The sequence below is a fragment of the Sphingomonas sp. BAUL-RG-20F-R05-02 genome, from assembly GCF_022662305.1.
Taxonomy (GTDB): Bacteria; Pseudomonadota; Alphaproteobacteria; order Sphingomonadales; family Sphingomonadaceae; genus Sphingomonas.
Map to the genome: position 1 here is coordinate 32,343 of NZ_JAKNQH010000014.1, position 13,987 is coordinate 46,329.

Sequence of the window (13,987 nt, forward strand, 5' to 3'; positions counted from 1 at the left end):
GCCGCGCCGGGTTTACCTCATGAACTTCGCGGCGCCCGTTCGATCAGTCCACCGGCCCATTCGATCTCGCCCGCGTCCGGCGCCTTCACCGTCTGTCCGTCACCAGACAGGTTGGCCGTCTGATCTTCGCTAGCATCCGCCTGATCCTGTTCGGTGCCCTGCACGCCGCCGATGGCGTTGTCGATTTTCTCTTCCGGGGTGTCCATCGTCCGTCTCCTTCTCCAGCCGGATCAACGCGCGAGCCGATGAATCGGTGCGTCATCGCCAACGCACCGGGCGTGCCGCACCCGCACCGCCTGGCGTGCGGTTGCGCGACGCGCGGGAATGCGCAAAAGGTGCATACAAGCGAAAGAAGGTACTTGCATGCGACGCGACGCGCTCGAACGCCGTGAGGCGCTGATCCGCGCGGCGGCGGCGTGCTTCGCCGAAAGCGGCTATGACGTGCCGCTGGAGGACATTGCCGATCGTGCCGGGGTCGGGCGGGGTACGCTCTATCGCAATTTCCGCGATCGGCTCGACCTGCTGCTGGTGATCTTCGAGCGTGAAATCGATGCGATCGGCGCCGAACTCGATCCCGCGGCACCGCTGCCGGTGCTGCTGCGGCAGATCGTGCGCAGGACGCTGGGCACGCGGCTGCTGTTCGCGCGGCTGACGCTGGATCTGGCGAAAGACGACGCTCACTTCGCCGCCTTCCACGCGCTGCACGGCCGAATGACGGCGATCCTCCACCCCTTTGTCACACGTGCCCGCGAGCGCGGCGAAATCCGCGCCGACGCCACCACCGAACAGGTGATGCTCGGCATCCGCATGATCAGCGCGCTGCTGAAATCGCCCTTGGCGGAGCGCGACCCCGATGCGCTGATCACCGAGGGGCTGGACCTGGTGTTGCGCGGACTGGCGCGCTGACGCGGCAGCCGCAACGAACATCCGCCGCTGGCAGCTCCGCCCGGTCCAAGCGCCCCGATCAGGGTGCCGGCGACGTGGCCGGTTCGCTCCAGCCAAGCCCGAGACTCTTCTGCACACCGATATAAGCGTTGGTCACTTGCGCCTTGGCCTGTGCGACCGACAGTGCGGCGGAGAGCTGCTGTCGCTCGATGTCGAGCTGGTCGATCAGCGTGCTGGTGCCGGCCTGATAGCGCTGCCGGTTGAGCAGCGCCGCCTGCGTCGCGGTGCGCTCCGCCGCGCTCAACTGGCCGAGTTGCTGGCGGACATTGCCGAACAACGACAAGTTCTGCTCGGCATCCTGCAACGCCTCCAGCACCTTTTCGCGGTACTGCGCATCGGCCTCGTCGCGCTGCGCTTCTGCCGACCGGATTGCCGCGCGGGTACGGCCGAAATCGAGGAACGACCAGCTCAGCATCGGCGCGGCGAGCGTGGTGAGCATGCTCGGATCGAACACGTTACCGGGGCTGGTGCCGCCCAGCCCGATGATGCCCATGAAGTTCAGCTTCGGGAACAGCTTGGCTTTCTGCACGCCGATGTTGGCATTGCCCGCCGCCAGCGCGCGTTCGGCCGAGCGGATGTCGGGCCGGTGCGACAGGAGCGTGGCCGGGTCGCCGATCGGCACCTGCGCGGGCGGGAGCGGCACCGGCGCGGGCGTATCGAGTATCGCGTCGAGCGACCCCGGCTCGCGCCCGGTCAGCATCGCGAGTTGGTCCTTATACTGGTCGATCTGCGCGGCGAGCGGCACGTTCTGCGCATCGGTGTTCTGCGCCTGCGTCTGCAAACGCTGCACGTCGAGCAGCGAGGCGGTGCCCGCCTGATAGCGCTGCCGCGTCAGGTCGAGCGCCTGATGCTGCAACTTGCTCGATTGCACGTTGATCCGCTGCCGCGTCTGTACGTCGCGCAGATTGACATAGGCCTGCGCGACCTGCGCCGACAGGCTGACCTGCGCATCGGCGAGATCGGCGAAGCGCTGGCCGACGGTAGCGCGCGCCTGTTCGATGCCGCGCCGGCCGCCGCCGAACAGATCCGCCTCCCACGAGACTTGCCCGCCGAGATTGTAGAAGTTCAGCGACGAGATATCCGACCCAGAACCGCTGGTGTCACCACTGTTCGAGGCGTTGCCGACGCTGGTGCCGGGCAGCTCGGCATGCAGATAGGTGGCGTTGGCGCTGACGCTCGGCAGTTGGCCGGCTCGACGCGAATCCACCTGCGCGCGCGCTTCGCGGATGCGCGCCTGTGCGAGGTCGATGTTGGGGCTGTGCGCCAGCGCATCGTCGACAAGCCGGTTCAGCGTCGCGTCGCCAAGCGATTCCCACCAGCGCGCGAGGCCGGGCGTCGGCGTGAACGCCGTGTCCTTTGCACGCACGAACGTACCGCGCGCGACCGCGTCGGACGCGGCCTTGGGCGGTCCGGCATAATTCGGCCCGACCGTACACGCGCCGAGCAATATCAAAGCGGCAAGGGGAAGAGTTTTCAGCATCAGTGCATCGCCGCCGGTTCGGAGTGTTTCGGCAGGGGCCGAAGGAACAACACGAGTGGCAGCACGATCAACGTGCCGCACGCCATGATGAAGAAGATATCGTTATAGGTCATCACCAGCGCCTCGACCTGGATCTGCCCGCCCAATTGTCGATAGGCCGCCGCCATGCTGCCGGCGCGCTGCGCGCTTCCGGCCATATAGTCCTGCACCATCACCGAATTGGCGTTGAGCGTTTCCTCCATCCGCCGCGAATGGAACCACGTGCGCTGATCCTGGATGATCGAGATGCCCGCCAGCGCGAAACTGCCGCCGAGGTTGCGCATCGCGTTGAACAGGCCGGAGGCGTCGCCCGCATCCGCCGGCGGCACCGACTGCACCGCCGCCTGGCTGAGGAACAGCATCGCGAGGATCTGGCCGACCCCGCGCAGCAACTGCGACTCGGTAAAGTCGCCGCCGGTCGCGAAGGCGTTGAGGTTCGCATCGAAATACGCCGACATGCCCATGATGAGCAGCCCGCCGCCAACCGCGATGCGGATATCGATCCGCCGCAGCAGGATCGGCACGATCGCCATCAGCATCAGGCTGGGGATGCCCGACAGCATGACCACCTTGCCCGATTGCAGCGAATTGTAATCCGCGATCGAGGCGAGGAACTGCGGGATCACATAAGAGGTGCCGTACAGCACGATGCCGAGCACCACGCCCATCAACGCGACCGAGCCGAACTGCCGGTCGAGCAGCAGGCTGAGCTTGATGACCGGGCGGCGTGCGAGGAATTGCCCGGCGAACAGGCTGATGAAGCCGACTGCAGAGATCGCCGCCACCGTGCGGATCAGGCTGGAGGCGAACCACAGTTCGCGCTGCCCTTCCTCGAGCATCACCGTCAGCCCGCCGAGACCCAGCGCGAGGCCGATGATGCCGAGGAAATCGGCCTGCGCGAATTCGCTCAGCTTGGCCTTCTGGTGGGGCAACCCGATCAGCAACAATCCGACTAGGAGCGCGCCGATCGGCAGGTTGAGGAAGAAGGCGTAATGCCAGCTGACGTTCTCGGTCAGCCAGCCGCCGATGACCGGACCGATCACCGGCCCCATGATCGCCGTCACGCCGAACGCGGCAATGCCGACCGGCTGCTGGCTGCGCGGCAGCCGCTGCGCGATGATGGTCTGCGCGGTCGGGATCAGCGCGCCGCCGGTGAACCCTTGGCCGACGCGGCCGATGATCATCTGCGTGAGGTTGGTGGAGATGCCGCAGATCATCGAAAAGCCGGTGAACAGCACCACCGCGATCAGCAGGAAGGTGCGCAGGCCGAGCATCCGCGTCAGCCATGCCGACAGCGGGATGATGACGATCTCAGCGACGAGATAGGCGGTCGCCACCCACGTCCCCTCGGTGCCGCTCGCGCCGATCTCACCCTGGATGGTCGGCAGCGAGGAGTTGACGATCGAGATGTCGAGCGTCGCCATCAGCGCGCCGAGCGTGCCCGCCGCCACCGCCAGCCACGCCGCCGCATCTGCACGTTCGGGCGCGGCGGGGGTGTTAGCCATGTTTACGAGCCTCGTCGCGCTGCTTTTCCTGCCGCTGGATCTGCTTCAGGTCGTTCTTGGCGCTGATCGTGTCCACCGACACCGTCACCGACAGGCCAGGGACGAGCAGGCGCCGCGCAGCGGGCGTCGCCTCGATCGAGATGCGGACCGGCACGCGCTGTACGATCTTGGTGAAGTTGCCGGTCGCGTTCTGCGGCGGCAGCAGCGAGAATTGCGCGCCCGTTCCCGGCGACACGCTCTCCACCCGGCCGTGCACGTCCGTTCCTTCGAGTGCGTCGACCGAGATCGTCGCCGGCTGGCCAGGACGCATCAACGCAAGCTGCGTTTCCTTGAAATTGGCGGTGATGTAGAGCCGGTTGAGCGGCACCACCGACATCAGCCGCGTGCCGGCCTGCGCATACTGGCCGATCACCACCGTCTTGTCGCCAATCCGACCGTTGATGGCCGAGCGGATCAGCGTCGCGCCGACATCGACCTGGGCGGCGGAAAGCTGGGCCCGCGCGCCTTCGCCCTGCGCGCGGGCCTGACCAACCTGCGCGCGCAACGAGGCGATCTTGCGCTCCTGCGCCACCAGCGTGGCGGCCTGCGCGCGGGCGTCGTCGGCGGACTGGCGCGCGGTGACGGTAAGCTGCGCGAGCTGCTGGCGGGTTTCCGCGCCGCTCGCCGCGAGCGGGGTGTAGCGGGCCACTTCGGCGGCATCGTGCGCCGCCTTGGCGCGCGCGGCGGCAAGCTGCGCGCGGGCCTGGTCGATCGCGGCATATTGCTCGGCAATGCCGGCGCGCGCGTTCTGCACGCTGGCGTCCGCCTGGGCGATCTGCGCCTGCGCCTGTTCGGACTTGGCGCGGTAATCGCGCGGATCGATCCGGACGAGCGGATCGCCCGCCTTTACGTCCTGATTGTCCACCACCAGCACTTGCTCGACATAGCCGCTCACCTTGGGCGCAACGACGACCGCATCGGCCTGGATCGTCGCGTCGTTGGTCGATTGCAGGTACTTGCCGGTCGTCTGGTAGTGAATGAACCAAAGGATGCCGACGACGATCAGCACCAGCACCAGCACGATCAGCACCAGTTTAACGACCGGGCTCATCTTCTTCTTTGGCTTGGCGTCCTTTGCGGGCGCGGGATCGGTCCCGCCATCGCCGTTGCCCTGTGGCGTCTCGGACGTTTCGATCCGATCCTCGTCATTCTGGCTCATCGCTGCACCCGGAAACTCACAAGCGGACACTATGTCCGAATCTCATTGTCCCTAAGCAGAAATTGTCACGGTGATCCAGTGAATACCGCAGTGCACAACAACCTAGCCCGATAAATCCCAGATAATGTGAGGTGAAATCGCATGTTGTAAGTTCCAGCTACGTCGTGCGATGCTGCGACAGCCGGAGTCGCCAGCGGTGCGCGCCGATACAATGATGATCAGGGAGAGGGTTCGATGAACGGCACCCGTTTGCGACGTCGCGATTTTCTGGCGAGCGCCGCCGCCACGGTGACGCTGGCGACCTTCCCGGCGCGCGCGTTCGGCGAAACGGTCGCAGCGGTCGGGGGCGACGACGTGGCCTGGCTCGACGAAACACTCCCGACCGGCCACGAAGGTCTGAGCTGGGGGCAGCCGTGGCCGCGCGGCACACGCTATCGCAGCGGCGGCTACGCGCTGGCGGGTGAGGGCGGCACGCGCGAGGCGCTGCAGAGCTGGCCGCTGGCATGGTGGCCGGACGGGTCGATCAAATGGACCGGCCACGCGCTCGCCGCCGGTGGCGGTCGTGCGAAGGGCCTGAAAGTCGTCGCCGGCACCAGTCCACGGTCCCGCGACGGGGTGAGCGTGCACGAAACCGCCGACGCAATCGAGGTGACGGTCGGCGATGTGCGCTGGCAGATCGGCAAGCATGGCGAGGCGGTGATCCGCTCCGCTGAGGTCGGCGGGCGCGAGGTGATGCGCGCGGTCCGCCTCGTCGCCAGCGCACAGGACCGGTCGGACGACGACGCCGACGGCGCGGCCACGCTGTCGCACGCGAGCAGTGCGATCCGCGCCGCCACGATCGAACAGCGCGGGCCGGTGCGCGCGGTGGTGAAGCTCGACGGCACGCATCGCGGCAGCGGCGGCGACTGGCTCCAGTTCACCATGCGCCTCTATTTCCACGCCGGTTCCGCCTCGGTGCGGATCGTCCACAGCCTGATCTTCGATATCGATCCGGCCAAGCTGTTCGTGCGCGGTCTCGGTCTGGAGGGGCAGGTGCCATTGAGCGACCCATTGCACGACCGCCACATCCGCTTCGCCGGGGAGAACGGGGGCCTGTGGGGGGAAGGTGTCCGCCCGCTCACCGGCCTGCGCCGCGACCCCGGCGCGGCGTTCCGCGAAGCGCAGATCGCCGGTCGCGCCACCCCGCCGCTCGCGTCGTCGTCGCCTGCCGTGCGCGACGAGGCGCAGTATATCACCCCGTGGGGCGAGTTCCGCCTGCGCCAGCCCAATGCGGACGGCTTCGCCATTACCAAGCGCACTGGTCCCGGCCATGGCTGGATCGACGTCGACACCGCTGGTCGCGCGCCCGGCCTCGGCTATATCGGCGGCGCGACCGGCGGCGGCGCGGCGTTCGCGATGCACGATTTCTGGCAACGCCCGCCAGTCGGTCTCGATGTGGCGGGTGCCACCGGGGACGCCGCCACCTTCACGCTCTGGTATCACGCGCCCGACGCGCCGGCGATGGACCTGCGCTTCTACCACGATACCGAGGGGATGGCGGATTACGCGCACCAGAACCTCGGCCTCGACATCGCCTATGAGGATTTCGAGCCCGGTTGGGGCGATGCGCACGGCATCGCCCGCACCACCGAATTCCGGCTGTGGCCGCTCCCCGCCACGCCGGAGCGCGCCCGCCTCGTCGAGATGGCCGCACAGATCGCGCAGCCGCCGCGCCTTGTCGCCCGGCCCGAGCGCGTCCACGCCGCCGAGTTGTTCGGCATCTGGGGACCGGTGCGGCAGGGCGGACCCTTGCGCGCGAAGATCGAAGGCCGCGCCAAGCGGGAGCTCGATTACTACATTGGCCAGGTCGACCAGCGCCGCTGGTACGGCTTCTGGAACTATGGCGACGTGATGCACACCTACGATACCGATCGCCACGTCTGGCGCTACGATATCGGCGGCTTTGCGTGGGACAATAGCGAACTCTCCACCGATCTATGGCTATGGTACGCCTTCTTGCGTACGGGCCGCGCCGACGTGTTCCGCATGGCCGAGGCGATGACGCGCCACACGGGCGAGGTCGACGTTTACCACACCGGTCGCTTTAAGGGGCTGGGCACGCGCCACGGCGTGCAGCATTGGGGCGACAGTTCCAAGCAGCCGCGCGTTTCGAACGCCGCCTTCCGCCGCGTCTATTACTACCTCACCACCGATGAGCGCTGCGGCGACCTGATGCGTGAACTGATCGACAGCGATCGCGCGCTGCTCACCGTCAACATCGGCCGCAAGGTCGAGGATCGCATCGGCGACAATCGCCCGCCCGGCGGCAATGCCGCGGTGTCCGCCGGGCAGCTCCCCGCGGGGCAGGTGTTCATGTCGTTCGGCACGAGCTGGGCGGCACTGGTCGCGGCATGGCTCACCGAATGGGAACGCACCCGCGACCCGCATTGGCGCGACCGGATCATCGCCGGCATGCGCTCGACCGCGGCGCTGCCGAAGGGCTGGTTCGCGGGCGGCGCGCCATTCGATCCGGCGAGCGGTCGCTTCGTCGGCGGCGGCGCGGAGGTCAGCATCTCGCACCTGAACGGCGTGTTCGGCGTCTTTGAGATTACCGCCGAACTGCTCAGATTGGTCGACGTACCGGCCTACCGCGAGACCTGGCTCGATTACTGCGCGTTCTACAACGCCCCCGCCGACGCGTTCCGCGCCAAGACCGGCGCCAGCGGCAAGGGACGCGGGCTGACACAAGCGCACTCGCGCTTTACCGCCTACGCCGCCGTCGAGCGCAAGGACCCGGCGCTGGCGCAGCGCGCGCTCGCCGAGTTCCTCGGATCGGGCGACCGCGCCGGGCGCGACCCATGGCGCACGCTGCACCATGTCGATGGCGCGGCGGTGCTCAAGCCGGTCGACGAACTGAGCGACGTATCCACCAACGATGCCGCGCAATGGGGCCTCGCCGCTACCGCAAACCTTGTGCTGCTCGGTGATCTGATCGACAAGGCGGGCTAGGGCGAAGGAGTGCTGACGTGGCCGGTGGCGCTTCGACCTTTCCCACCATCTACCTTCCCCGGAGCGCCGGGGAAGGTAGAACAGAACGTCACTCCCGTACCACCGCCGGCATCCCGGCATGCGCCGCGCCACCAGCAAATCCCGGCAGCGTCAGCCCGGTAACATCCACCGCCTGCACCGCGTTGGAGAAGCCCACGCCCGGTCGGTCCCACGCCACGCGGCAGCGGTCCAGCACCACGCGATCGACATGCCGCAGGAAGAACCCCGGCGTGTCATGCGGCTCCTCCGCCGCCACCGCGCTGGTCGGCCGGTTGTCGAACACCCCGCCGGGATAGCGCGTCCACCGCCCCAGCGTCACCGCCACCTGACGGAAGGTGATGTCATGCGCGCGTGCGCCCGCGCTGCCCTCGATCCGCACGCTGTTCTCCGCGCGGCCGGTGACGCGCTCGACCGTGATGTGGTGCAGCGTCCCCACCCGCGTGGCGGGGTCACGAGGAATGGCGGTGAAGGAGATCGCCTCGCCGCGCCCCCACCATGGCGCGGAATAATGCCGCGCGGTAAAGCGGATATCGCGAAAGGTGATGCGATAGACATCGCCCGCGTCGCGCAACTGGATGCACAGGCCGCGACTGGACGTGACGATCTCGCAGCGTTCGAACAGCACGTCGTGGATGTCCTGAACCGTCTCGGTGCCGATCTTCAGCCCGGCGTCCTGAGTCTCCAGCACGCAATCGTGCACATGGATGTTGCGCGACGGGCCGTACCGCTCATGCCCGCGCGTAGTCTTCACCACGATCGCATCGTCGCCGCAGCGGATGTGGCAGTTGCGGATCACCACGTCCTGGCAGTGATCGGGGTCGATGCCGTCGCAGTTCGGCACGTCGGGCTGGTTGTCGATGCGGATGCGCTCGATCAGCACCTTGCGACAGCCGATCATGTGCACCGTCCAGAACGGCGCGCAGGCCAGCGTCAGGTCGCGGATCGTCAGGCCGGCGCAATCCTCCAGCACGAGCAGGCGCGGGCGAAATGCCTTGGGCACATACCACTCGCCTGCCGCGTCATAGCGCTCCATGAAGGCGGGCGACTGGCCGTCGATCGTTCCCGTGCCGCAGATCGTCAGCCCGGCCGCGCCGTTCGCGTGGAGCAGCCCAGCGAGCGGATCGGCATAATTCTCCGCACGAGTGGAGGCGAGCAGGGTGCCGTCGACCCGCAGCTCGATTTCGCCCTTCAGCGTCACCGGCCCGGTCACGAAGCGCAGCCCCGCCGGCACCAGCACGCAGCCGCCCGGCGCGGCGGCATCGATCGCGCGTTGCAGGGCGGAGGTGGCAAGCGTGCGGCCATCGCCGATCGCACCGAAGTCGCGAATGTCGAGCGGGCGCCTCGCCGCGCCCGCGCGCGTGGCGATGCCAGCGGCGGCGAGCGCGCCGGTGGCGATCAGGCTACGTCGGTCGATGGCAGGGGCAGGGGCGGGGTTGGTCACTTCGGCGGATCTCCTGCGAACGAAACGTCCCACACCTTGGCAAGCGTCGAGGTCCCCGCCGGCCCGGTTGCGCGCAGGCTCACCACGAACTTGCCGGGCGTGGCGTAGCTGTGCACTGGGTTCTGTTCGCTTGCGTGCGTGCCGTCGCCGAAATCCCAGTCCCAGCGGGTTGCGGTCCCAAGCGTATCGTCGTGGAACGCCACCGTCCGCCGCGCCCGGTCGAGGATCGCGAACGACCAGTCCGCCTTGATCGGCGGGCGCTGGTCGCTTTCCAGCGGCATCAGCCGAAATCCGCACAGTTCGGAAGCTTGGCCGTACATGGTGTGATGCGGCGACAGGTTCCAGAACTGGCTCTTCTTGTCCGGCCCGTCATAGTCGATCACCGCCCATGACAGGCCGATCACCTTGCCCTCGCTCAGATTGCTCTCGACCGAATAGGCCGCGCCGCGTGCATCGGCATGGTCGAACGGGGTGATCCAGAACTCGGCGGTCAATTTGCCGGGTTGGCCAGGTTTGAAGCTGTAATGGTAGGCGATGTTCGACCACGGCAGCCGCTTGATCCACGCCGCCTGTGGCCCCCACGCCATCGCCCAATCCTTGTCTTTCGCGGGCGTGAAGATGTGGTAGTTCTGCGCGTCCTGGTTCTGGAAATCGAACCATGCCTGATCGTCGCTCACCCCCGGCCCGGTATCGCCACCGCCGGCTTTGAGCGGGTGGAACCGCGAGATGAACGGCCCGCCCGAACGGTTGCCGTCCACTGCAATTTCAAATGTGTCGTTGTGCAGGCCGGGGCCGGCGAAATCCCAATAGTCGTCATACGCTTCGTACAGGACATAGAGCCGGTTCAGCCCCTTGACCCAGCCGACCTTCACCGACACGTCAAGGCTGCGACGGTCCGGCTTGGTGCCGCTGCCGGTATCGGCGGCAATCGCATCGGTCCCGATCGCATAGCGCGCCGGCACCTTCGCCCAATCGTCCGCGCTGCCGTCGATGCGCGGAATGGCGTCGGCGGGGAATTGATAGATTGGATAGCCTGCCGCCGGGCAGCCTAGCCCAAAGGTGGGAAGCGGTAGCCCCGCGCAGACTGCCGCCAGCATGACGCCTGGCGTGCGTAGCCACGTCACGCTTGACCACCTTTGTTCGCGAAAGGCTTCACATCTTGCCACGGTTCGCCCCTCTCGAGCGCGGATACAAAAGCGCCGCCCGGCATATGTGACGGACGGCGCAAGTGGGAGGGAGGTCGCGCCGCCCGATGATGGAGCGGCGCGAGGATCACGTCAGAACTTGTACCGAGCGCCGAAGAAGAACTGCCGGCCGGTCGAGCTGTAGGTCTGCTGGTCGCGACGCTCTTCACCGTCCCAATAGCTGGTCGGCTGATTGGTGAGGTTGATCGCGTCCACCGTCAGCGTGACATGCGGGGTGAGCTTGTACGACGCCGACATGTCGAAGTTCGTGCTCGAATACGAACCGGCCGTATCGGCGTATCCGGCGCGCAGCGGCACCGTCCGCAGATATTCGTCACGATAGGCGAGCGAACCACGGATCGAGAACTTGGCATCCTCGTAATACAATGTCGCGTTTGCCGAATTGGGCGAGACGTTGACCAGCGGCGCACTGAACGTCGGGCCGGCCGCATTGGTGGTGAGGATGTAGCTGATGTTCGACTTGATGTGCGTATAATTCAGGATCGTGCCGAAATGCTTGAGGAAGCCTGGCAGGAACGTGAACGGCTGCTGATACTGGATCTCGACACCCTTGATCTTGCCGCCTGAGGAGTTGGCGTAGGAGGTGACGGTCGTCGTCGTGTTGGGGTCCTGCGCCGCGGTCAGCAGCTCCAGCGGCAGTCCGGCGGCGGCATAGGTCGTCGTCGAGCTGATCTGCTGCACGAAGCTCGACACGTCCTTGTAGAAGAACGACGCCGACAGCAGCGCGCCATGCTGGAAATACCATTCCACCGACGCATCGAGGTTGGTCGCGCGGTAGGGATCGAGGTTCGGGTTGCCCACCGTCGCCGAGAACGGCGGGTTCGCGGTGGAGATCGAGCCGCCCGGCGTCAGGAAGCCGAGCGAAGGGCGCGACATCACCTTGGCGGCGGCGAAGCGCGCGGTCAGCTTCGGCGTGACATCGAGCGCGAGGTTCAGCGCGGGCAGCCAATCTTCATAGTTGCGCGTGAAGTTGACCGCCGTGCCGATGCCGACATAGCCTTCCGAATATTGATGCGTGTGCGCGTAGCGGATGCCGGCATCGCCGCGCAGCGCCATGCTGCCGAGATCCATGTTGAAGTCGAACTGGAGGTAGGGGCTGACGTCCTCCTCCTGCACCGCGCGGTTGTCGCCCTGCGCACCGGTGCCGAGGCTGCCGAGACGGAAGTCGCCGTACTGGTTGACGCAGTAGCAATCGACGCCGAACGCATCCATGATCTTGCCGATGTTCGGCACGATGAAGCTGGAGGTCGATCCGTTCGACAGGCCGATCGTGTCGATGTTGATCGGCGCGGTGCTGACGTCGCCGATCGTCAGACCGGCGGAAGACAGCGACGGAACCGTGCCGGTCGAAGCGATACGCTGCTGCCGGCGCGAGATGAAGTTGAAGCGTTTGTACGCGCCGCCGAACTTCACGGTGAACTGGTCGTTCACCTCCCACTTCAGGTCACCCTTTACCGTGTGCAGCCGGTTCGTGACCTTGTTGGTGTATTCGCGGATCTGATCGTAGCCGTTGAGGAACTGCCAGTTGTTCGGATTGGTGGCGTCGAACCCATAATTGAGGATCGGTCGCGTCGGGTTGGTGCGCGCGTCGTACACGAAGCCATCACTGTCGAAGCGGCTGAACGTGACGAGCCGCGAGTACGGATTGTCGAAGATCGATTCGCTCTGCCCGTATTGCAGGTGCAGATTGACCTTCTCCCCGATCTTCTGATCGATGTTGATGCCGGCCTGATAAAAGCTGGTGGTCGAGCGATTCTCGCTGTTCGTCACGCTGAAATCGGTGTCGTCGAACACACCGTAGACAAGCTGTCCGCTGGCATCGACCTGCGCATCCCGGATCTTCATGTTGGGGCGGCCGGTCAGCTGCGCAGCGGTCAGCCCCGCCGTCGCCGTGCCGTTGGCACGGTTGAGGCTGATCGGGTTGGTGGCGAGATCGTTCTGATCCTGCTTGTAGCGCGCGTACACGCCGTCGATCGTGATGAGCGTCGTGTCGGTCGGCTTGGCCTGGAACGTACCCGCGAAGCCCATCCGCTCCTCGCGGTCGAGGAAGCGGCCGTAGCCGGGCAGTTTGGGCACGAACACGTTGGGTTGGTAGACGGTGTTGTACGCCGACGGGGTCGAACCGGGATATTGGCCGGTTGCGGGGATGCACGGGTTGGTGACGGGCTTGGAGCCGACCAGCGGATCGACTGGGGTGACTGGCGTGTTCGGCACGACCGGGCAAAAGCCGCCGTTCACGCCGCCGAAATCCGCGAGCGCGGTGTCGGAATAGGCGTCTTCCTGCACGTTGCGCTTGCTGTAGGCGCCCGACAGCATGATGCCGATGCGACCATCGGCGAACGTCTTGCTGACCGATCCGGCGAGACGCGGTTCGACGTTCTTGTTGATATCGTAATAGGCGGTTTGAGCCGAGAACGCCGCCTGCCAGCCCTTGGGCAGATCGAACGGCCGCGCGGTCTGGAGATCGACCGTCGCGCCAAGCGACCCCTCGTCGATCTCCGCGGACTGCGTCTTGCGCACGACGATCGAGTTGAACAGCTCGGACGCGAGCACGCTATAATCGAAGCTGCGCCCCTTGTTGACGCCTGCGCCCAGCGTCGAGCCGGTCGTCGCAATCGTCGATTCAAGGCCATTGAGGCGGGTGCGGCTGAAGTCGCCGGACAGGCCGCGGACGGTGATCTGGCGACCTTCGCCACCGTCACGTTCGATCGAGATGCCGGGAATGCGTTGCAGCGAGTCCGCTAGGTTGGCGTCCGGAAAGGAGGCGATGTCGGACGCATTGATCGCATCGACCACGCCGTTCGACTGTTTCTTAACATTGAGCGCGGAGACGAGGCTCTGGCGATAGCCGGTGACGACGATGTCCTGCACCGGCGCGGTCGTGGCGGGCTGCGCGGCGGGGGCAGGGGCGCTCGATGCTTCGGCTGGCGTCTGTGGGGTGGGGGTTGGTGTCGCCGTGGCCGTTGGCGTGGCGAGCGGGTCGGCGCTTGGCTGCGCGGCGGTTGCGGTCGCGGGGGCGGTCGTGCTTTGCGCGAACGCCGCGGCCGGCATCGCGAGCATACCCGCCATCGCCAGCGTGGAGGTGCATGTCACCAGACTTTGCCGCGTCGCGAAGATCTTCGTCATCTCGTTCTTCCCTGCACTGAT

General features: G+C 66.5%; 9 protein-coding genes. 2 read left to right on the top strand and 7 right to left on the bottom strand.

The genetic code is table 11. The features are described 5' to 3' along the window. Nucleotides 1-17 precede the first annotated feature (17 nt). Nucleotides 18-206, bottom strand: coding sequence for a hypothetical protein (locus L8F97_RS18885; protein WP_242153772.1), 189 nt, complete (start codon nucleotides 204-206; stop codon nucleotides 18-20). A gap of 157 nt (nucleotides 207-363) precedes the next feature. On the opposite strand from L8F97_RS18885, the gene L8F97_RS18890 reads away from it, so the two are divergent. Then, nucleotides 364-906 carry a TetR/AcrR family transcriptional regulator gene (locus tag L8F97_RS18890; protein WP_242153774.1) on the top strand — a complete coding sequence of 181 codons (543 nt, stop codon included), beginning with the start codon at nucleotides 364-366 and terminating at the stop codon, nucleotides 904-906. A 58-nt stretch (nucleotides 907-964) separates the two neighbouring features. On the opposite strand, the gene L8F97_RS18895 is transcribed toward L8F97_RS18890, so the two are convergent. Genes L8F97_RS18895 through L8F97_RS18905 form a run of 3 tightly spaced genes read right to left on the bottom strand, consistent with a single transcriptional unit; the run spans nucleotide 965 to nucleotide 5,167 of the window. After that, complete coding sequence (locus L8F97_RS18895) at nucleotides 965-2,425, bottom strand: efflux transporter outer membrane subunit (RefSeq protein ID WP_242153776.1); 1,461 nt, start codon at nucleotides 2,423-2,425, stop codon at nucleotides 965-967. Further along, complete coding sequence (locus tag L8F97_RS18900) at nucleotides 2,425-3,969, bottom strand: MDR family MFS transporter (protein ID WP_242153778.1); 1,545 nt, start codon at nucleotides 3,967-3,969, stop codon at nucleotides 2,425-2,427. The genes L8F97_RS18895 and L8F97_RS18900 overlap by 1 nt, the downstream gene beginning before the upstream one ends. Then, nucleotides 3,962-5,167, bottom strand: coding sequence for an HlyD family secretion protein (locus L8F97_RS18905; RefSeq protein WP_409929062.1), 1,206 nt, complete (start codon nucleotides 5,165-5,167; stop codon nucleotides 3,962-3,964). The genes L8F97_RS18900 and L8F97_RS18905 overlap by 8 nt, the downstream gene beginning before the upstream one ends. A gap of 234 nt (nucleotides 5,168-5,401) precedes the next feature. Here L8F97_RS18905 and L8F97_RS18910 point away from each other — a divergent pair, with 234 nt between their 5' ends. After that, nucleotides 5,402-8,155 carry a Tat pathway signal sequence domain protein gene (locus L8F97_RS18910; protein WP_242153780.1) on the top strand — a complete coding sequence of 918 codons (2,754 nt, stop codon included), beginning with the start codon at nucleotides 5,402-5,404 and terminating at the stop codon, nucleotides 8,153-8,155. A gap of 88 nt (nucleotides 8,156-8,243) precedes the next feature. Here L8F97_RS18910 and L8F97_RS18915 read toward each other — a convergent pair whose 3' ends face one another. From L8F97_RS18915 to L8F97_RS18925, 3 genes are all read right to left on the bottom strand, one after another. Beyond that, entirely contained in the window at nucleotides 8,244-9,635 is a 1,392-nt protein-coding gene (locus tag L8F97_RS18915) for a glycoside hydrolase family 28 protein (RefSeq protein WP_242153782.1), read from the bottom strand. Then, nucleotides 9,632-10,759: a PKD domain-containing protein gene (locus tag L8F97_RS18920; protein WP_242153784.1), complete on the bottom strand. Its 1,128-nt coding sequence runs from the start codon at nucleotides 10,757-10,759 to the stop codon at nucleotides 9,632-9,634. Before L8F97_RS18920 ends, L8F97_RS18915 begins: the two co-directional genes overlap by 4 nt. Before the next feature lie 153 nt (nucleotides 10,760-10,912). Next, nucleotides 10,913-13,966, bottom strand: a complete 3,054-nt coding sequence (locus tag L8F97_RS18925) for a TonB-dependent receptor (protein ID WP_242153786.1) — start codon at nucleotides 13,964-13,966, stop codon at nucleotides 10,913-10,915. Between the last annotated feature and the right edge of the window lie 21 nt (nucleotides 13,967-13,987).